Source organism: Mesorhizobium sp. M0514, from assembly GCF_040321145.1.
GTDB lineage: Bacteria > Pseudomonadota > Alphaproteobacteria > Rhizobiales > Rhizobiaceae > Mesorhizobium.
The window spans coordinates 38123-57320 of the sequence record NZ_JAMYQZ010000016.1 but is presented as its reverse complement, the minus strand read 5'-3'; the positions used below and the strand labels follow the sequence as shown (position 1 = coordinate 57320).

Below are 19198 nucleotides of genomic sequence, written 5' to 3'. Positions count from 1 at the left end.
CCTTCGCAAAAACAAACGCCGCCCTCGCTGAAATGCAAAGGACCGGCGGCGTTTGTTTTTGGACAATCAGGCGGCCAGCGACAGCCTCTGTGCCTTGAGCTTGCGACCTGCAGCCCTCAGCGTGCCACGCGCGCCGTCGAGCGCACCATCGATCAGTTCCAGCGCCAGCAGGCGGTGCCGCTCGTACGGACCAGGCATGGCGAGCGCGCCGGTCTTCTCCGCCGAGAAGCCGAAGCGGCCATAGTAAGGCGCATCGCCGACCAGCAGCACCGCGGCATGGCCGAGACGCGCGGCCTCGGCCAAAGCATGGCGCATCAGCGCCGAGCCGATGCCGGCGTTCTTCAGCGCCGGATCGACGGCGAGCGGTCCGAGCAGGAGCGCCGCCGGGCCACCCTCGCCCAGCCTTACATCCCACAGCCGCACAGTGCCGATCACCGCGCCCGCCGCATCACGCGCCACGAAGGCGAGGCCTTCGGAAGGCCGGCGGCCACGCCGCAGCTTCTCCGACGATTTCTTGCGCCGCATCGGCCCCATGGCGCGATCGAGCAACGCTTCACGCGATGCGATGTCTGCCGCAGTTTCGGCGACGACAACAATGGCGCGGGCAATCTCCCCCCTCGAGGGGGAGATGTCGCCGAAGGCGACAGAGGGGGTCGGCACGACCTGACGCGACACCGCGTCGTGGACGAGGGATGCCGGCGCTTCACGCGAGACGACCCCCTCTGGCCTGCCTGCCATCTCCCCCTCAAGGGGGGAGATTCCCACGGCACCGTCAATGTAATTTACAATGTCCATTTCCGCGATCCTTCACGAGCGGAGCTTGTTCCACAGGCGAACCCGGGCGGACGCAAACGTCCGCCTGGGGTGATCTGAAGGCCGAAGCCGTCAGATCACGTAGGATCGGAGAGGCTCGAAGCCGTTGAAGGCGACCGCCGAGTAGGTGGTCGTGTAGGCGCCGGTGCCTTCGATCAGCACATCGTCGCCGATGGTCAGCGACAGAGGCAGCGGATACGGCGTCTTCTCGTACATCACGTCGGCCGAATCGCAGGTCGGGCCGGCGAGCACGCAAGGTGCGGTCTCCGAACCGTCATGGCGGGTGACGATCGGATAGCGGATCGCCTCGTCCATCGTCTCGGCCAGACCGCCGAACTTGCCGATGTCGAGGAACACCCAGCGCACATTGTCGTTTTCGGCCTTCTTCGAGATCAGCACGACTTCCGACTTGATGACGCCGGCATTGCCGACCATGCCGCGACCCGGCTCGATGATGGTCTCAGGGATCGCATTGCCGAAATGCTTGCGCAGCGCCGAGAAGATGGCCTGGCCATAGGCCTGGGCCGCCGGCACGTCACGCAGATAGCGCGTCGGGAAACCGCCGCCCATATTGACCATCTTGAGGACGATGCCTTCATCGGCGAGCGTGGCGAACACCTTCTTGGCGTCGGCCAGCGCACGGTCCCACGCCGTCAGGTCGGTCTGCTGCGAGCCGACATGGAACGACACGCCATAGGCGTCGAGGCCGAGCGTCCTGGCATGGCGCAGCACGTCGACGGCCATCGCCGGCACGCAGCCGAACTTGCGCGACAGCGGCCACTCGGCGCCTTCGCCGTCGGTCAGCACGCGGCAGAACACGCGGGCGCCGGGAGCGACGCGGGCGATCTTGTCGACTTCCTCGACGCAATCGACGGCAAACAGCCGAATGCCGAGCTGGTAGGCGCGTGCAATGTCACGCTCCTTCTTGATGGTGTTGCCGAAGGAGATACGGTCCGCCGGCGCACCGGCGTCCATCGCCATCTCGACCTCGGCAACGGAAGCGGTGTCGAAGGATGAGCCCATCGCAGCAAGCAGGCGCAGGATTTCCGGCGCCGGATTTGCTTTCACCGCATAGTAGATCCGGGAATCGGGCAGCGCCTTTTCGAAGGCGCGAAAATTGTCGCGCACGACATCGAGGTCGACGACGAGGCAGGGGCCGGACGGACGTCGGGTGGCGAGGAAGTCGAGGATGCGCTGAGTGGCCATCGGGGTCTCTCCATTAACGCCTTGCGGCGCGCAATAAGGCTGCGGACGCGGGCTCTCGGCCTCGCGACGCGCGGTCAAACAAAGGCGGGACGGAAGTTCATGGAACCAGCCGGTGGAGACCCCGGAACCATGAAACGCCGTCTCGCGGCGGTGAACCTTGGCCTTGCCCGGCCTCGGTTCGCTTTGTCTGCCTTGGCTTGGATGGGAGACCCGTCCGCACTGCCGGCAATGAAGGTGTGCCTCTTCAGTAACCCCGGTCTTTGGACGACCGGCAGAACACCAGAAAGGCCCGCACCGTCGTTGCTTCAAGGTGTCCTCGGGCTGGCGGTTGGCCGCTAGACCGACTGGAGGGGTTAGCTCCAGTTACCTTACCGATTTCCCTCACCATTCGAGGATCGGCGGACACCCACAGGCACGTGCGACTTTGGGCAAGCGCGATATAAGATCGAAAGATTTCACAATCAATAAAAATCGTATCCCAGGTTGTAAAATTTCCGGCATCGAACAATGCTGGGCCTACTGTATACGGATATCGAACGATGCCAGGCACGCACGGCCCGCTCAACGCCTTTCTTGACCTGCGCCGCATGCCGGTCGCCAATGCGGAACTGGGGCCGCTGGCCGGGCTCAGGCTGGCGGTAAAGGACATTTACGACGTCGCCGGCTACCGCACCGGTTGCGGCAATCCGGTGAAGTTCGACGAGGCGCATGCCGCGTCCAGCACGGCACCGGCCGTGCAGATGATTCTCGACGCCGGCGCGCGCTTCATCGGCAAGACGCAGACCGACGAGTTCGCTTTCTCGCTGATGGGCCAGAACGCGCATTTTCCGTTTCCGGTGAACCCGGCCGCTCCCGATCGCGTCACCGGCGGTTCCTCGTCAGGCTCGGCGGCGGCGGTGGCCGGCAAGCTTGCCGATATCGCTACCGGCTCGGACACCGGCGGCTCGATCCGCGCCCCGGCGAGCTTTTGCGGATTGATCGGGCTGCGCACCACGCATGGCCGCATTTCGCTCGAAGGCACGATGAAGCTGGCGCCGAGCTTCGACACATTCGGCTGGTTCGCCGACGACATCGAGACCTATGAGACGATCGGCAAATTGCTGCTCGGCCGCGACCCGCATCCGTATCCGCTCACCCGGCCGCTTTCGATCCGCTGGCTGGACGCTTTCGTGGCCGGCCCCGCTGAGGCAGCCGAATATGCCAGGATGAGAGCGCTGGCCGCCAGTCTTATCGGTGAGCCGGCGCCGGAAGAGTACAGCTTCGCCTCCTTCCCCGACGAGCTCTACTGGTGCTTTCGCCGCCTCCAGGCCGCCGAGGCCTGGCAGCAGCATGGCGCCTGGATCATTTCTGGCGAGCGCGATCTCGGGCCGGGCGTCGAGGAGCGCTTTGGTTTTGGCCGCACGATCGACGAAAAGACCGCGCGGGCCGAGGCGGTGCGCCGCCTGACGTTCCGCTCCGAGCTAGCCGCGCTGCTCGGCCAGGACGGGTTTCTTGTCCTGCCCACCGTTCCAGGCCCCGCACCTCTGGTCAAAAGCGAGCCGCAGCAGCTCCAGGCCTACCGCGAAAGGGCCTTGCATCTTTTGTGCCTTTCGGGTCTGTCAGGCTTTCCGCAAATCACCCTGCCGCTGGGCTCGGTTGACGGTGCCCCTTTCGGCCTCTCGCTGCTCGGCCCTCCCGGCAGCGACATTGCCCTGATACGGCTCGGCCGGCGAATTCTCGATGCGGCACGAAAGGCCTGATGATGGATACACTGACCCGCATGCGCGCCTTCATCGACGTCGTCGAGGCCGAAGGCTTTTCGGCGGCCGCGCGCAAGATCGGTCGCTCCAAGGCGCTGCTGTCGAAATATGTGCGCGAACTCGAGGACGAACTCGGCGCGCTGCTGCTCAACCGCACCACGCGGCAGTTCTCGTTGACTGAGGCCGGCCATACCTATTACAGCCGCGCTTCGGAAATCGTGCGCGAGGTCGACAGCCTAGCCGACGCCGTGCGCGAATCCTCCGGCGACGTGCGCGGCAGGATCAAGCTCTCCGCGGCGCGCACCTTCGCCGACGCACCGATCGGCCAGTCGCTGATCGACTTCGCCAAGCAGCATCCCGACATCGTGCTCGACATCCATCTCGACGACCGTTTTGTCGATCTGGTCGAGGAAGGTTTCGATCTTGCCGTGCGCATCTCGCGCCTGGAGAACTCATCGCTGATCGCCCGCCGCCTGGGGCCGTTTTCGATCAAGCTTTGCGCCTCGCCGGAGCTGATCGCCAAGCACGGCAAGCCGACGCGCCCGCAGGATCTCGCCAACTTGCCCTGCATCGTCGACACCAATGGCCGCTCGCTCGCCAACTGGCGCTTCAGGGGCGATGGCGAGGAGTCTGTCAGTGTCAACGTATCGGGTCCGATCGAGGTCAACAGCCCGATGGCCGCGCGAGCCGCCGCCGTGACCGGTCTGGGCTTCACCATCCTGCCGGATTTCATCGCCGCACCCGACCTCGCATCCGGGCTGCTGGTGTCCTTGCTTGACGACCGCATCCAGTCGGGCAGCGGCATTTTCGCCGTCTACCCGCACCGCCGCTATCTGCCGGCCAAGGTCCGTGTCTTCGTCGATTTTCTGGTGCAGTGGTTCAAGAACCGCGAGAGCGCCTGACCCGGTCTTGCCGTGCCGCGGTCCCAATTTCGCCCCGTTTCTGGTAACCTCTCGAAATCTCTCCGAGGCCGATGGAACAGCGACCGAGAATGCATCTGAAACGGCACGCAATCATGCTGGCTTCGGCCTTGGCGGCGCCTTTTGTCGCCGTCGGAGCGGCTGGCGCGCATCCTCATGTCTTCGCCGAGGCCCGCCTCGACGTGATCCTCTCTCCGGATCACCAAAGTGTGAAAGCGCTGCGTCACCTCTGGCGTTTCGATGATCTGTTTTCGAGTACGGTGATGATGGAGTTCGACAAGAACTCCGACCTGAAGCTTGACGACAAGGAGCTGAAGGATGTCGCCGACACCGTTCATGCCTCGCTGGCCGAGTTCAATTATTTCCAGCTCGTCACCGTCGACGGCAAGGACGTGCCGATGACGCCGCCACCGCATCTTATGGCCAATTTCGAAAACGACCAGCTGATCATCCTGTTCGAATCCGAACCCAAGGTGCCGATCAAGCTCGCCGGCAAGATCGATTTCGGCGTCTACGATCCAACCTTCTACACAGCGATCGACTTCACCGAGGATAGCAACATCACGGTGGAAGGCCTGCCCTCGAACTGCACCAAGAGCGTCATCCGGCCTGATCCAGACGAGGCGATCAAGGAAAACCAGAAGACCCTGACGGACGCGTTCTTCAACGACCCGACAGGCACCGACATGAGCAAGATCTTCGCCACCAAGCTCGAACTGAATTGCCCGCCAGAAGGATAGATCCGGTGATGAAACCGTCCCTGCGTTTGGCATTCGGCCTCGTGGCCGCTGCCCTGCTGATGACGCACTTTCTCGGGCAGGCCCATGCCCAGAGCTCACTCGGCATCGGTGTCAATGACGGCATGGCGCCCACCACCGGCCCGTTCGCCCATATCCTGATGTGGATCAATCTGCGCCAGCAGGAATTCTACCGCGCATTGGCCACGGCGATGAAAGCAATGCGCGAGGACGGCAGCAAGATGTGGCTGCTGATCGGCCTGTCCTTCGCCTACGGCATTTTCCACGCCGCCGGCCCCGGCCACGGCAAGGCGGTGATCTCGTCCTACATGGTGGCCAATGAAGTGGCGCTCAGGCGCGGTATCCTGCTGTCCTTCGTCTCGGCGCTGCTGCAGGGCCTGACCGCGATCCTGGTGATGCTGCTTGCCTATTTCGTCCTGCGCGGCACCGCCATCTCAATGACCGACGCAGCCTGGTTCATGGAGATCATGAGCTATGTCTTCGTCACTTTGTTCGGCGCCTGGCTGCTGTGGCGCAAGCTCAGGCCTACGGTCCTGCGCTGGTTCGGCAAGGCGCCCGCCTACAGCCTGTCGGCAGCCCACGCCGGTCATTCCCATGGCGGCCATTCGCATGCCGCTCACAGCCACGCGGCGCATGCGCATTCGCATGCCTTGCATGTGCATCACGACCATTCGCATGATCATCACGATCACGCTGCGCACGACCACGACACACACGATCATTCCCATCACGACCACGCTCATCACGATCACGCCGCTCACGATCACCCAGCCGGCGAGGTCTGTGATACGTGCGGCCACTCACATGCGCCCGATCCGGCGCTGCTGTCGGGCGACCGCTTCGACTGGCGCACGGCCTGGTCGGCTGTAGCCGCCGTCGGCATCCGCCCCTGCTCCGGCGCGCTGATTGTGCTGAGCTTCGCTTTGCTCAACGGCCTGTGGCTCGGCGGCCTGCTGTCGGTGCTGGCGATGTCGATTGGAACCGCCATCACAGTCTCGGCGCTGGCAACGATCGCAGTCACCGCCAAGAACTGGGCGGTCTATTTCGCCGGCGATGGCCGCATGGGCAATCGCATTCACACATTCGTCGAGATCGGCGGCGCCACCTTCGTCTTCCTGTTCGGACTGTTGCTGTTGTCGGCGAGCCTGTCCGGAGCTGTGTGACCTCGGCGGGTCAGGCCTGACCCGCGATCATTCCGCCCAGCTCATCCTCGATATGAGCGCGGATGATTTCATCGAAACTGTTTTCGGCGCTGAAGCCGAGGTCCCTTGCACGGCGCGCCTCGAAGCGCGTCGGCCAACCCTTGACGATCGCCCAGATCGTTTCGTCGGGCTCCTCACGGATCAGGCTCGCCACCTCGGCGCCTGCAGTGCGCTCCAGCGCCTCGATCTGCTCGCCGACGGTGACGGCAACGCCGGGCATGGTGAGGTTGCGGCGCGGCCCGACAGCGGCACCGTCGAGCCCGGCGGCATGGATCAGGAAACCGACCGCAGAGCGCGGGCTGGCATGGGTGTGCAGCACCGAGCGCGGCACCGGCAGGATCGCCTCGTGGCCGCTCAGCGGCTCGCGGATGATGCCGGAGAAGAAACCTGACGCCGCCTTGTTCGGCTTGCCGGGCCGCACGCAGATGGTCGGCAGCCTTATGCCGATGCCGTCGAAGAAGCCGCGCCTGGAATAGTCGGCCAGCAGCGCTTCGCTCATCTGCTTCTGCGTGCCGTAGGAGGTCAGCGGCGTCGGATGAAAGTCGTCCGGGATGACATCGGGGAACGGCGCGCCGAACACCGCGATCGACGAGGTGAAGACCAGACGCGGCGAAAAGCCCGCCAGCCGGACCGCATCGAACAGAGCCCGTGTGCCGTCGAGATTGACGCGGTAGCCGAGATCGAAATTCGCCTCCGCCTCGCCCGACACGATGCCGGCGAGATGGAACATGACGTCGGGGCGTGACGCCACCAGGCTCTCGGCAGCACCGGCGTCGGCAAGGTCGCCCGTATGCGTGGCGATGCTGACGCCATCCATCGCCGGCGCCTGCGGCGGCACGATGTCGTGCAGGTCGAGCCCGGTGATCTTGCGGCCGTTGAGCGTGCCGTCCTTGGCCAGCCGGTCGACAAGTTTGCGGCCGACCATGCCGGCCGCGCCAGTAATCAGGATGCGCATTTCGAAAGCCTCTTATTTGCCCTTGTTCTGGCTGCGGCCCCGCAACCAGAACACCAGAAAGAATGCCAGCACGAAGGCGATGCCGACGATGCCGGCAAGTACGGTCGAGATATTGCCGACAGCCAGCATCACCGTCGGCAGATAGAACGCCGCGATGCCGAACAGCAGCATGATCCAGGCTGCGGCAATCAGCGCGTTTCGCGTGTCGCGATCCATCATGCCGTCCCGCCACATTGGGAACTCGTCAACTCGGATGCCAATGCCATGAAATTCCCTGTCAGTGATAATGGCCGTGATGCGGTGGCGCACCATGGTCGTGGTCATGATCGTGCTCGTCATGGCTGTCGGCGCACTGGCCGAATTCCGGTTCGACCGTCGCGTGGCTGATGCCGTGTTCGGCGGCGAGCCGCTTCTTGATGGCGCTGACCGCCTGGTGCGGATCGACGCCATCGTTGAGGCAGGCATGCAGCGTCGCCATGTTGCTGGAGCCGTCCAGCGACCAGACATGCATATGGTGCACCTCGCGCACGCCCTTGACGGTGCCGGCAATGTCCTTGGCGATGATGTCGCGGTCGAGGCTTGCCGGTACGCCTTCGAGAAGGACGTGGGCGGCTTCGCGCATCAACGACCATGCGGTGGACAGGATCAGCACCGAGACCAGCACCGACAGAATCGGGTCGATCGGCGTCCAGCCGGTGGCCAGGATGACCAGCGCCGCCACGATCGCCGCCGCCGAACCGAGCAGGTCGCCCAGCACATGCAGGATGGCGCCGCGCATGTTGAGGCTGTCGTGGTCGCCGCCATGCAGCACGAAGAACGAGGCGAAGTTTACCAGAAGGCCGGCGATCGCCACCACCAGCATCGGCCCGCCCAGCACCGGCGCCGGCGTCATCAGCCGGCCCCAGGCTTCGTAGACGATCCACAAAGCAATGGCGAATATGGCGATGCCGTTGGTGTAGGCGACCAGCGTCTTGACCCGGCCGAAACCATAGGTGAGGCGCACCGTCGCCGGCCGTCCGCCAAGATGGAAGGCGTACCAGGCAAGGCCAAGCGCGATCGAGTCGGCGAGCATGTGGCCGGCGTCGGCCAGCAGCGCCAGTGATCCCGTCAAAAGGCCGCCAAGCACTTCGGCCACCATGAAGCCGGCGGTCAGGCAGGCTGCGATCAGCACACGCTTCTTGTCGGTCGAGCCATGCACGTGGCCGGCGCCATGCCCAGCATGCGAACCATGATAATGGCTGTGCGCCATCGGAAAAAACTCCTGTTACGCGCCAAACTCGGCGCGGAAATCCTCGAGCCGCCGCTTCTGCCGGCCTTCGCCGTCGAAATTGGCGGGATCGAGCCATGCCTCATAGGCTTTGCGCAGCGCCGGCCATTCCTTGTCGATGATCGAGTACCATGCGGTATCGCGGTTTTCACCCTTGACCACAAGATGCTGGCGGAAAATGCCCTCGAACTTGAAGCCGAACCGTTCCGCCGCGCGCTTTGACGGCTCGTTGCGGTTGTTGCATTTCCACTCGTAGCGGCGATAGCCGAGCCCGTCGAAAATATACTTCATGAACAGGAACTGCGCCTCGGTCGCTGCCGGCTTGCGCGAGATCAGTGGCCCCCAATAGATGTTGCCGATCTCGATGACGCCATAGGCGGGATCGATGCGCATCAGCGTCTGTCGCCCGGCGACCTTGCCGCTGGCCTTGTCGATGACGGTGAAGAACAGCGGATCCTCGCTCGCCTCGACCTTGTCCAGCCATGGCTGGAAATCGGCGCGGGTTTGCGGCGGGTAGTCGGGCAGCCAGGCAAAGCGTCCATCGATGTCGGGCACGGACGACGCCTCGTACAACCCATCGCCGTGCTTTTCGGCGCTCAGCGGTTCGAGCCGGACATAGCGGCCGTCAATGGGCTTGCGCTCGGGCCGCGGACGCGCTTGCCAATCTTTGAGATTTTCCGACACGCAAAACTCCAATCCGTTTGACTTTTGTGAGCAGACGCTCACAAAAACGCGACCTAACAGCAAGAACCACACGGACGGGAAAAATGCTCCACACGATTTCGGCCTTCGACCGTCTCGGCGAGGAAAACGCCTTTGCCGTGCTGGCGCGCGCGACTGCACTGGCTCAACAGGGCCGCGACATCGTCAATCTCGGCATCGGCCAGCCCGACTTCAAAACGCCGCAGCACATTGTCGAGGCCGCGATCAAGGCGCTGCGCGACGGCCACCATGGCTACACCCCCGCCAATGGCCTGCTGGCGACGCGCGAAGCGGTGGTGCGGCGCACGCTGACCACTACCGGCGTCGAAGTCTCGCCCGAGAATGTAATGATCCTGCCCGGCGGCAAGCCGACCATGTTCGCGGCCATCTTGATGTTCGGCGAACCCGGCGCCGAGATCCTCTATCCAGACCCAGGCTTTCCGATCTACCGCTCGATGATCGAGTTCACCGGCGCCGCGCCCATTCCGGTGCCGATCCGCGAGGAGAACGGCTTTGCCTTCTCGGCAGAAGAGACGCTGGCGCTGATCACGTCGAAGACCAGACTGCTAATCCTCAACTCACCGGCCAACCCGACCGGCGGCGTCACGCCGCGCGCCGAGATCGAGAAGCTGGTGAAGGGACTGCAAGCGCATCCGCAGGTCGCCATCCTCTCCGACGAAATCTACGACGTCATGACCTATGACGGCGAGACGCATTTTTCGCTGCTCAATTTTCCGGAAATTCGCGACCGGCTGATCGTGCTCAACGGCTGGTCGAAGACATGGGCGATGACCGGCTGGCGCATGGGCTGGTCGATCTGGCCGAATGGCGACAAGGGCGGGCATCTCTACGACAAGGTCCGCAAGCTGGCGGTCAATTGCTGGTCCTGCGTCAACGCGCCGAGCCAGTTCGCCGGCATCGCCGCGATCGACGGCCCGCAGGACGATGTCGACAAGATGATGCGCGCCTTCGACAACCGCAGGAAGATCGTGGTCGAGGGGCTGAACGCGCTGCCCGGCGTCTCCTGCATAACGCCGAAGGGCGCCTTCTATGCCTTTCCGAATGTCTCGAAGACCGGCTGGAAGGCCAAGAAGCTCGCCTCGGCACTGCTCGAGGAGGCCGGCGTGGCGCTGATCGGCGGTCCCGATTTCGGCATTCTCGGCGAAGGCTACATCAGGCTTTCCTACGCCAATTCCGAAGAGAACATCTTGCGAGCGCTGGAGCGGATCGAGGCGTTTTTGAAGAAGTAGGCCTTCGGCTGCTCACCCACGCCCCACGAACGGCATCTTGGTCGCCATCACGGTCATGAACAGCACGTTGGCGTCGAGCGGCAGGCTGGCCATGTGGACGACGGCGTCGGCGACGCGTTGGACGTCCATCACCGCCTCGGCGGCGATGGTGCCATTGGCCTGCGGCACGCCGACCGTCATTGCGTGCGCCATATCGGTCAGCGCGTTGCCTATGTCGATCTGGCCGCAGGCGATGTCATAGGGCCGGCCGTCGAGCGCCAGCGTCTTGGTCAGCCCCGATATGGCGTGCTTGGTCGCGGTGTAGGGCACCGAGCCCGGCCGTGGCGCATAGGCCGACACAGAGCCATTGTTGATGATGCGGCCGCCCATTGGCTTTTGCTTGCGCATGACGCTGAAGGCGGCGCGAGCGCATAGGAACGATCCGGTGAGATTGACGCCGACAATATCGTTCCAGACCTCGACCGGGATCTCGTCGATGGGCGTCGACTTGTAGCTCATGCCGGCATTGTTGAAGAGCAGATCGACACGGCCGAAGGCTGCGGCCACCGTCTCGAACAGGTCATCGACTTCGCCGGCCTTGCTGATGTCGCAGGCAACTGCCAGCGCCTTGGCGTCCGCTTTCCCGGCTTCGGTAATGGCGGCGTCGAGCACCGCTTTGCGGCGGCCGCAAAACACCGTGTTCCAGCCCGCCTTGAGCAGCGCCGTGGCGACGCTCTTGCCGATGCCGGTGCCGGCGCCGGTGACGATGGCGGTTTTCTCTGTGAGGGCTGTCATGGATTTTGCTCCTGCGCGCCGCGCATCCCCGGCACAGATCGGGGTGCATCCGAATGCACCGACCCATCGCAAATGAGGGCGATCATGGCAAGCCGGACACTAATGCATGTCGCTCAAAAGTGGCCCCGGTTCTGAGAGAACGACATGCACCAGGACAAAAACATGAAGCGCCACGCGCTTTATGTGATCGGTCCGACAAAAAGGGCGGTCATTGGCGACCGCCCCCTGATCTGAACCGGGCTTGGGAGGAGGAAAAGCCGATCCGACTAACTAAAATCATGCGCTTCCTCGGTAAACGAGAAGTTAACGCTTTTCCCGCCGCGGCTGCGTTGTCTACCAGCGCGGGTTCGGCGCCGTGCCTGACGGAACCGGCACCTTGACCGCCGACACCGTCGCCTCGACATGATCGACGAGCGCATCCGGCAGGCCGAGCCGGCCGGCGAGCAGGTCGAGATAGCCGCGTTCGGCGCGCGTATCGGGGTCGATCGTCAGTCGGGACGCCGTGTAGAGCTCGAGCCTCTGCTCATCGGTCTTGGCGCCTGCGACCAGCGTATCGAGGTCGAGCGGGCTGTCCAGCTCGGCCATCAGAAACTTTTCCGCTTCCGTGCCGATGCCGGCCAGACTGAGCTTGCCGGCGATCTTTTGGCGTTCCGCGTCATCGACATGGCCATCGGCCTTGGCCGCCGAGATCATCGCCCGCACCAGGGTCAGCGTGAACTCGTCCTCCCCCTGTGGCGCCTGTGAAGGATGAAAGCCGGTGTCGGCGGGCGGCGGCAGCAATTCCGGCTGGCCGGCCGCCGGCGCCTGCTCGGGTGCATTGCCGGCCTTGTAATTCTGGTAGGCCTTGTAGGCGAGACCGCCGATCGCAGCCAGTCCGCCGAGCTTCACGGCCGTGCCGGTGACCTGCCGTCCCGTGCCGGTTCCAAGCAGCACCGCGGCCAGCGCACCGGCGGCCAGCGGATTGTCCTTGGCCATCTGCACAGCCTGCCCGGCCTTGTCGCGAACGGTGCCGGTTGTGCCGGGAACTTGCGAGCCGAGCAGATCGTCGAGAAGCTTCTTGGGGTCGAACATGGTGCCTCCAGAAAAGGGCCCGCGCCAACGTGGACGGGCAGGTTTTGGACGTTGCAGACGTAGGTCCCGATTGTTGACATTACAATGACGGACCGGCGCTTTGCTATCGGCGCCGGCAATGCCGCAAATCAAATTCGATGTGTCGAAACCCGCCTCGGCTTCGGTTAGTGTCGCCGCAACGTCGGCGAGGGAGGAGTTTTGCCGTGACCGATCAGCCAGACCGCGACCAAGCACGAGATCCCCAGGATCTGGAGCGCCTGCTAATTGATCGGCAATGGGCGGGAGACATTGAGGGCATGGTAGCGCTGTTCGAACCCGATGCCGTCATCGACACCGGAGCAGCCGAATTGACCCGTGGCCATGAGGCGATCCGCGCTTTGTTCGAAGCCTTTGCCGCGAGCTGGCGAAAATTCCAGCGCGGCGAGCAGCGCCCGGCGGCCATTAACGGCGAACTCGCGTTGACGTCGACCAGGCTTGCCGACGGCTCGATAACCTCAGAGGTCGCGCGCCGGCAGGCCGACGGCACATGGCTGTGGGTGATCGACCGCTATTCTGTCGTGTGGTGATCCAGTCAGGGCGTCGGCGGCACTTAACTGCCGATATGTCCCCTGCCCTGCGCCTGCGCAAGTTCGACCTGGCGCTGGCGCTCGGCATAGCGGGTGCGATCCTCATCCGAGCGTGCCTCGTAGCAATGCGGGCATGACACGCCGGTGGAAAAATGCGGCGACAGCCGGTTCTCCGGCGTCAGCGGATGCCGGCAGGCGCGGCAGAGTTCGGCCTCGCCTTCGGTCAACCCATGCGACACCGAGACCCGCTCGTCGAAGACGAAACACTCGCCCTGCCACAGGCTGTCTTCGTCCGGCACCTCTTCGAGATATCTGAGGATGCCGCCCTTGAGATGGAACACATCCTCGAAGCCGAGCGACTTCACATAGGCCGTCGCCTTTTCGCAGCGGATGCCGCCGGTGCAGAACATCGCAACCTTGCGGCCGTCGAGTTGGTCGCGGTGTTTTTCCACCCAGGCCGGGAATTCGCGAAAGCTCGACGTGCGCGGGTCCACCGCGCCCTCGAACGTGCCGATCGACACTTCGTACGCGTTGCGTGTGTCGATGACGATGGTGCCGGGGTCCGAGATCAGCGCGTTCCAGTCGGCCGGCGCGACATAGGTCCCCGCACCCGTCGCCGGGTCGAGGTCTTCGACGCCCATGGTGACGATCTCGCGCTTCAGCCGCACTTTCATGCGATGGAACGGCATTTCGGCGGCAGTGCTGTATTTGACCTCGAGATCGGCAAGACCCTCGATGGCCTCGAGATAAGCGATCAGGTCGGCTATGTCGGTTTCGCTGCCGGCGACCGTGCCGTTAATGCCCTCCTGCGCCAGAAGCAGCGTGCCCTTGATGCCGCGCCCGCAGCAGAAGGCGGCAAGCGGCGTGCGCAAGACCCGCAGCGCGTCGAAGTCGCCCAGCCTCGCAAATTTGTAGAGCGCGGCGACGCGCACGGGTTCATGGTTGGTCATCGCCAAGCCACTAGACTGTGGTCAAAGCGGATTCAAGGCAGAGCTAAAGCACTTCCTCGGTATTCGCCCGCAGGCTCGTTGGCCGACATGTGACATCGCGGCAGGCCGGGTTTCGTGGACTCGGAATCGGCCTTCTGCTAATCGGTTGAAATCACCTAGGGAGAGACAAGCCAATGCTCAGCAAGACCGAAACGCTCCTGTCGCTGCTCAATGGCCAGCCGGTCATTCCGGTGCTGAAGATCGCCAATGTCGCGGACGCCGTCCCGCTCGCCCGGGCGCTGGCCGCCGGCGGCCTGCCGGCAATCGAGATCACGTTGAGAACCGCCGATGCGCTGGAAGCGATCCGCCGCGTCGCCGGTGAGGTCGAGGGCGCCATTGTCGGCGCCGGCACAATTCTGGATGCCAAGCAGTTCGACGAGGCAGCGGCCGCTGGCTCGAAATTCATCGTCAGCCCCGGCATCACGCGAGAGTTGCTGGCGGCGGCCAAGGACAGCGACGTTCCCTTGCTGCCCGGCGCCATCACGCCCGGCGAGATCATGGCTGCCCGCGAGGCCGGCCTGCGGTTCCTGAAATTCTTCCCGGCCGAACAATCCGGCGGCATCGCCTCGCTGAAGGCCTTTGCCTCGCCGCTGGCCGACGTGAAATTCTGCCCGACCGGCGGCATCTCGGCCAAGAACGCGGCCGACTATCTCAGCCTGTCCAACGTTATCTGCGTCGGCGGCTCGTGGGTGGCGCCGGACGAGTTGGTCAAGGCCGGCAAGTGGGATGAGATCGAGGCGCTCGCACAGACCGCGAGCAAGCTCGGAAAATAACCTCGCTACTTTATCTTTGCGCAATTCCCAAGGGAAACGCTCCGCGCTTTTCCCGGCAAATCGTTTCACACTGTTCCTGGATTGCTCTCGGCACAAGAAACCCGGCCAGCTTGCGCCGACGGGGGTTGCTACGCATTGAGATTTTGGTTCCCGCTCAAGGGCTCGAACCTCGATTCACGCCTTCAAAGGGCGCTGTCCTACCATTAGACGAAGCGGGAATGCAGGCTGGTGGTTAGCATTCCGGGACGCTAGAAGCCAGTGCTGGAGATTCGCCAACAGCAAAAAGCCGCGCGGGTTGCCCAGCGCGGCTTCGATGTTTACCCCGTCGAGCTCTTACTTCGTCTGGAAGCGGGCGACCGAAAGGAATTTCACGGCATTGCCGGTGAAGCGGTTGGCATCGGCCATCTGGTTGTCCGCCTGGAAGCCTGCGGTGTAGACCTCGCTCGGCGGCGTATGCACGATGTTGTATGCATAGCGCGGCGCTGTCGTCGGGCTGGAAACGGTGGCGATGTTGTCGCCGCTGCTCAGCGCCCAGCGGGCCGCCTGCGGTTCGGCCGCCACCACCACTGCCTTCGGTCCTGGCTTCAGGTCGCGGGCCGAAGCCCTGGCTTCCTTGCGTGTCGTCTTGACGCCGGCGCCGATCACTGAGGCCGGATCGGTACCGGCGGGACGGGCAGCAATAGCACCGCGCGGCGATGCGGCATCGACACCTGACGGATCGTTGAACGCCGAGCGCGGCTCGAGCGAGGCGACCTGATAGTCGTCGGTAGCACCGGCTGTATCGGCGGCGCTGGCCTGTTCGAGAACCGCCTTGACCTCGTCCGGACGCTGCGACGGCAGCACCGAGAACGCGTCGGTTGCGCTCTGCTTGTGGGCAGCCGTATCGGCCAGCGCCAGCAGAACGCCCTCGTCCTGCGGCGCAAGCTCAGCCGGCGGCGAAGAGCGGTCGGGACGCCAGGTCGGCAACGGGACGTTCACCGCGACCTGCGCCGGAGCGGCAGCTTGATCGGCCCCCTGGTCGGCATTGCTCGCATCGGCCGTGCCGAACGGCACATTGGCCGGCGCCTGCGCCGTCGCCACCGTCTGTTCGGTGGTGGCATCGGCCACGCCGAACGGCACGGTCTCAGGCTGTTGCGCGCCGACATCGGCCTTCGGCCGCGGTGCGAAAGCGGGCAGCGGCACTTCCTTGGCGGGCAGCGCGGCGATGATCGTCTCCGGCGTGTCCTGCGGCTCCGAATCGTCAGCGCTGTCGTCGGCAAGCTGCGGAATGTTGGCGCGCTTGGCGTTCTGCGGCGACACGATCGCGATGCCAGGCAGATTGCTGTTGTTGTTGCTCGTGGCAGCCAGCACCGGCTTCACGCTTCTCGGCGGCGGCGCGGCGGTAGCGACATCGGCGCTGTCGTCGGCTTCGTCTTCGCCGCCACCGCCAAAGAAAGCGGACAGGAAGCCACCGGATTTCTTGGTGCTGCCGCCTGCGCTGGCCATCATGATGGCAGGAGAACCGGCGCCCTTGCGCGCCTTGTAGGAGGCGAGCGCCTGGTCATAACCCGGCAACGGCCTGCCGTCGCTCGGCACATGCAGCGTCTTGCCATTGGGGAACAGGCTGACCAGTTCCTGGCGGCTGATGCCTGGCCAATGTCGCACATTGCCGACGTCCATGTGGACGAAGGGCGAACCCGACGACGGATAGTAGCCGACGCCGCCGCCCTGCATCTTGAGGCCGATGTTGCGCAGCTTTTTCAGCGGCACACCCGGAATGTAGAAGTCCATCGCCTTGCCCAGCATATGCTGGCTTTCCTTGGCGACACCGCGGCTGCGGCTGCGCAGCATCGAATTGGTCGACGGCGAGCGATAGCCGCAGACGACCTGGATATAGTCGGTGGCGCCGGCCTGCCGGTAAGCTTCCCACACCAGATCGAGCAGGCGCGGATCCATCTTGGTCGGTTCGTTGCGACGCCAGTCGCGCAGGATGATGTTGATCTTCCTGAGGCCTGCCGGATCGTAGCGGCCATTGCGCTTGTAGACGATCTCGGCCTTTTCGTGCGTGTGGAGGTGATAGAGCTTGAGCGAGCGCGTTTCAGCGCTAGCGCCGGCAGCAGTTGCGGCGAGGAAAGCGAACGCAACGATCAACGCTGCCAGCCATCTCGGCCAGACGCCCATGTGATCGCGCCGCCCGTTTCTGTGTCGTTCGACTTTGTTCAAATCAAAAGGCCTTGCAGGCTGCCGTTTGTCCCCGGATTTGTCCAAACGGATGCGTGGTTCTCACATCCGAATATCGATCCTAATGGTTAATCATCGCTTATTGAAGCCGAAATGCGGTAACACCGTGGCGATATCCCGTCAAAAATAATACACAGGATTTCTTGGTAAACTGCTGGTTTAGATCAAGATTCAGCCTTTTCGCGCTACACGATCTGTTACCGCTGGCCTTAATGCGTGAACAACGCTGTCCGCGTCAGCCATATTCCCGCCCCAACCCCCTTATGCAGCGCCGGATATGGCATGGCAAGCTGGTCCCGGCCTTGCGTTGGCAAGCTGTGGAATTCGGCGTTCAGGAGGCAAGGCGGTCGAGGCGGCCGGTTTCCGGGTCGATGCCGTATTCCTTGAGCTTGCGGTAGAGCGTCGAGCGGCCGATGCCGAGACGCCGTGCGACCTCGCTCATCTGGCCGTTGTAATGGTCGATGGCGAGCTTGATCATTTCGAGTTCGACATCGGCCAGCGCACGCACATTGCCACGCTCGTCCAGCGCCCTCAATGTGCCGAAACGCTGAAGCAACCTGGCCGGAGGGGCGAGCTCGGCAGCTGCAGTACCGGCGTCATCAGTCTGCGCGCCATCGCCTTGCGATCCGGTGCTCAAGGCCATGCCGGGGTCCGACAAGGACGCATCGGCGTCGAGATTCACGGTGCCGTCGACCTGCGCCCGGATCTGCGGAAATTCGTCAGTCGTGAGCACATCGCCTTCGGCAAGCACCGAGGCCCTGAACACGGCGTTTTCCAGCTGCCTGATGTTTCCCGGCCAATCATAGGCCTGCAGCATGGCCAGTGCGGCATCCGAGATGCCGTGCAGGCGATTGCCCGCCGGCGCCACCTTGTCCATGAAATGCTTGACCAGATAGGGGATGTCGTCGCGGCGGTCGCGCAGCGGCGGCACGACGATCGGGTAAACGTTGAGCCGGTAGAACAGGTCCTCGCGAAACTTGCCGTCCTTGACCTGCTGCAGAAGGTTGCGGTGCGTGGCCGAGATCAGCCTGATGTCGACCCTGACGGTGGAACGGCCGCCGACCGGATCGACCTCGCCATCCTGCACGGCGCGCAACAGCTTGACCTGCACGTCGAGCGGCAGGTCGCCGATCTCATCCAGGAACAGGGTGCCCGAATGCGCCTCGACGAACTTGCCGGTGTGCTTTTCGGTGGCGCCGGTGAACGAACCTTTTTCGTGACCGAACAGGATCGATTCGACCAGATTGTCGGGGATGGCGCCGCAATTGACGGTGACGAACGGCTTTGTGCGGCGTTCGCCGCTGCCCTGGATGGCGCGCGCCACCAATTCCTTGCCGACGCCCGATTCGCCCTCGATCAGGATCGGGATGTTGGAGGCCGCAGCCTTCTGGCCGAGGCGGATCACCCGGTCCATCGCCGGGCTGTGCGTGATCATGTCCTTGAAGGTCAGGTGGCCGCCGCGACGCCGCGACGTGCGCTTGACCTCGTCCTCGACCGCCTCGACCTTGAGCGCGTTGCCGACCGCGGTCTGCAGCCGGTCGGGAGACGCCGGCTTGACGACAAAATCGAAGGCGCCGTGGCGCATCGCCGAAACCACCGTTTCGATGCCGCCCTGCGCAGTCTGCACGATGACGGGAACAGTGATGCCGCGCTCGCGCATCGCCTTCAGCACGCCGATGCCGTCGAGGCCCGGCATGACAAGGTCGAGGATGACTGCCGAAATATCCCTCGCATTGGGTCCGTCAAGCGCGCTCAGACCGGCCTCGCCGCCATCGGCAACGATGGCGCTGTGGCCGAATTTCGTCACCGCCGCCTCGAGCAGCCGGCGCTGCACGGGATCGTCATCGACTATAAGAATGGAACCTGTCATGACTGATTTGAGTTGCCCGCCTGGGAAATTCCCATGGATCATCTTGGCACAGGGTTCTAAACAAGGTTTCAAAAAACCCGGTGAACGAATTCCTTAGGATTTGACCGGCTTGTCCTTTCCCCT

18 protein-coding genes and 1 tRNA gene are annotated in these 19198 nt (G+C 63.8%); 7 read left to right on the top strand and 12 right to left on the bottom strand.

Going from position 1 to position 19198, the window contains the following annotated elements:
• Positions 1–66: 66 nt before the first annotated feature.
• Positions 67–738, bottom strand: a complete 672-nt coding sequence (locus tag NKI61_RS09570; RefSeq protein ID WP_023751320.1) for a GNAT family N-acetyltransferase — start codon at positions 736–738, stop codon at positions 67–69.
• Positions 739–885: 147 nt separating this feature from the next.
• Positions 886–2019 carry an ornithine/lysine decarboxylase gene (odc2, locus tag NKI61_RS09565; RefSeq protein ID WP_023671923.1) on the bottom strand — a complete coding sequence of 378 codons (1134 nt, stop codon included), beginning with the start codon at positions 2017–2019 and terminating at the stop codon, positions 886–888.
• A gap of 539 nt (positions 2020–2558) precedes the next feature.
• Between odc2 and NKI61_RS09560 the strand changes: the two genes are divergently transcribed.
• The 4 genes from NKI61_RS09560 to NKI61_RS09545 all read left to right on the top strand — a co-directional run bounded on the left by NKI61_RS09560 (position 2559) and on the right by NKI61_RS09545 (position 6599).
• Complete coding sequence (locus tag NKI61_RS09560) at positions 2559–3758, top strand: amidase (protein WP_023740970.1); 1200 nt, start codon at positions 2559–2561, stop codon at positions 3756–3758.
• A gap of 2 nt (positions 3759–3760) precedes the next feature.
• Positions 3761–4660 (top strand): LysR family transcriptional regulator, encoded by a 900-nt coding sequence (locus NKI61_RS09555; protein WP_352839249.1) that lies wholly within the window; start codon positions 3761–3763, stop codon positions 4658–4660.
• Between the two features lie 89 nt (positions 4661–4749).
• The gene (locus tag NKI61_RS09550) at positions 4750–5418 is read left to right on the top strand and encodes a DUF1007 family protein (protein ID WP_352839240.1); all 669 of its coding nucleotides are present in this window, start codon (positions 4750–4752) and stop codon (positions 5416–5418) included.
• A gap of 8 nt (positions 5419–5426) precedes the next feature.
• A complete protein-coding gene (locus NKI61_RS09545; RefSeq protein WP_502899884.1) occupies positions 5427–6599 on the top strand; it encodes a nickel/cobalt transporter in 1173 nt (390 codons plus the stop codon).
• 10 nt (positions 6600–6609) lie between these two features.
• On the opposite strand, the gene denD is transcribed toward NKI61_RS09545, so the two are convergent.
• The 4 genes from denD to NKI61_RS09525 are packed head-to-tail and all read right to left on the bottom strand — an operon-like array spanning position 6610 to position 9544.
• The gene (gene denD, locus NKI61_RS09540; RefSeq protein WP_023710956.1) at positions 6610–7593 is read right to left on the bottom strand and encodes a D-erythronate dehydrogenase; all 984 of its coding nucleotides are present in this window, start codon (positions 7591–7593) and stop codon (positions 6610–6612) included.
• A gap of 12 nt (positions 7594–7605) precedes the next feature.
• Positions 7606–7812: a hypothetical protein gene (locus tag NKI61_RS09535; protein ID WP_023683268.1), complete on the bottom strand. Its 207-nt coding sequence runs from the start codon at positions 7810–7812 to the stop codon at positions 7606–7608.
• Between the two features lie 58 nt (positions 7813–7870).
• A complete protein-coding gene (locus NKI61_RS09530; protein ID WP_023733468.1) occupies positions 7871–8842 on the bottom strand; it encodes a cation diffusion facilitator family transporter in 972 nt (323 codons plus the stop codon).
• Positions 8843–8857: 15 nt separating this feature from the next.
• Positions 8858–9544, bottom strand: coding sequence for a GNAT family N-acetyltransferase (locus tag NKI61_RS09525; protein ID WP_023733469.1), 687 nt, complete (start codon positions 9542–9544; stop codon positions 8858–8860).
• An 83-nt stretch (positions 9545–9627) separates the two neighbouring features.
• On the opposite strand from NKI61_RS09525, the gene NKI61_RS09520 reads away from it, so the two are divergent.
• On the top strand, positions 9628–10812 hold the full coding sequence (locus NKI61_RS09520; RefSeq protein ID WP_023710953.1) for a pyridoxal phosphate-dependent aminotransferase: 1185 nt from the start codon (positions 9628–9630) through the stop codon (positions 10810–10812).
• Positions 10813–10824: 12 nt separating this feature from the next.
• Here the strand turns inward: NKI61_RS09520 and NKI61_RS09515 are convergent, their stop codons facing one another.
• A complete protein-coding gene (locus NKI61_RS09515; protein WP_023733470.1) occupies positions 10825–11586 on the bottom strand; it encodes an SDR family oxidoreductase in 762 nt (253 codons plus the stop codon).
• 333 nt (positions 11587–11919) lie between these two features.
• Positions 11920–12657, bottom strand: a complete 738-nt coding sequence (locus NKI61_RS09510; protein ID WP_023733471.1) for a tellurite resistance TerB family protein — start codon at positions 12655–12657, stop codon at positions 11920–11922.
• Between the two features lie 203 nt (positions 12658–12860).
• Between NKI61_RS09510 and NKI61_RS09505 the strand changes: the two genes are divergently transcribed.
• The gene (locus tag NKI61_RS09505; RefSeq protein ID WP_023733472.1) at positions 12861–13223 is read left to right on the top strand and encodes a YybH family protein; all 363 of its coding nucleotides are present in this window, start codon (positions 12861–12863) and stop codon (positions 13221–13223) included.
• Between the two features lie 23 nt (positions 13224–13246).
• Here the strand turns inward: NKI61_RS09505 and trhO are convergent, their stop codons facing one another.
• Positions 13247–14173 (bottom strand): oxygen-dependent tRNA uridine(34) hydroxylase TrhO, encoded by a 927-nt coding sequence (gene trhO / locus NKI61_RS09500; protein WP_023733473.1) that lies wholly within the window; start codon positions 14171–14173, stop codon positions 13247–13249.
• Positions 14174–14346: 173 nt separating this feature from the next.
• Between trhO and NKI61_RS09495 the strand changes: the two genes are divergently transcribed.
• Positions 14347–14985: a 2-dehydro-3-deoxy-phosphogluconate aldolase gene (locus NKI61_RS09495; RefSeq protein WP_023701045.1), complete on the top strand. Its 639-nt coding sequence runs from the start codon at positions 14347–14349 to the stop codon at positions 14983–14985.
• A 144-nt stretch (positions 14986–15129) separates the two neighbouring features.
• On the opposite strand, the gene NKI61_RS09490 is transcribed toward NKI61_RS09495, so the two are convergent.
• The 3 genes from NKI61_RS09490 to NKI61_RS09480 all read right to left on the bottom strand — a co-directional run bounded on the left by NKI61_RS09490 (position 15130) and on the right by NKI61_RS09480 (position 19075).
• Positions 15130–15203: transfer RNA gene (locus NKI61_RS09490), tRNA-Gln, on the bottom strand.
• 115 nt (positions 15204–15318) lie between these two features.
• Positions 15319–17145: a peptidoglycan L,D-endopeptidase MepK gene (gene mepK, locus NKI61_RS09485; RefSeq protein ID WP_023733474.1), complete on the bottom strand. Its 1827-nt coding sequence runs from the start codon at positions 17143–17145 to the stop codon at positions 15319–15321.
• 391 nt (positions 17146–17536) lie between these two features.
• Entirely contained in the window at positions 17537–19075 is a 1539-nt protein-coding gene (locus NKI61_RS09480) for a sigma-54-dependent transcriptional regulator (RefSeq protein WP_023671940.1), read from the bottom strand.
• Between the last annotated feature and the right edge of the window lie 123 nt (positions 19076–19198).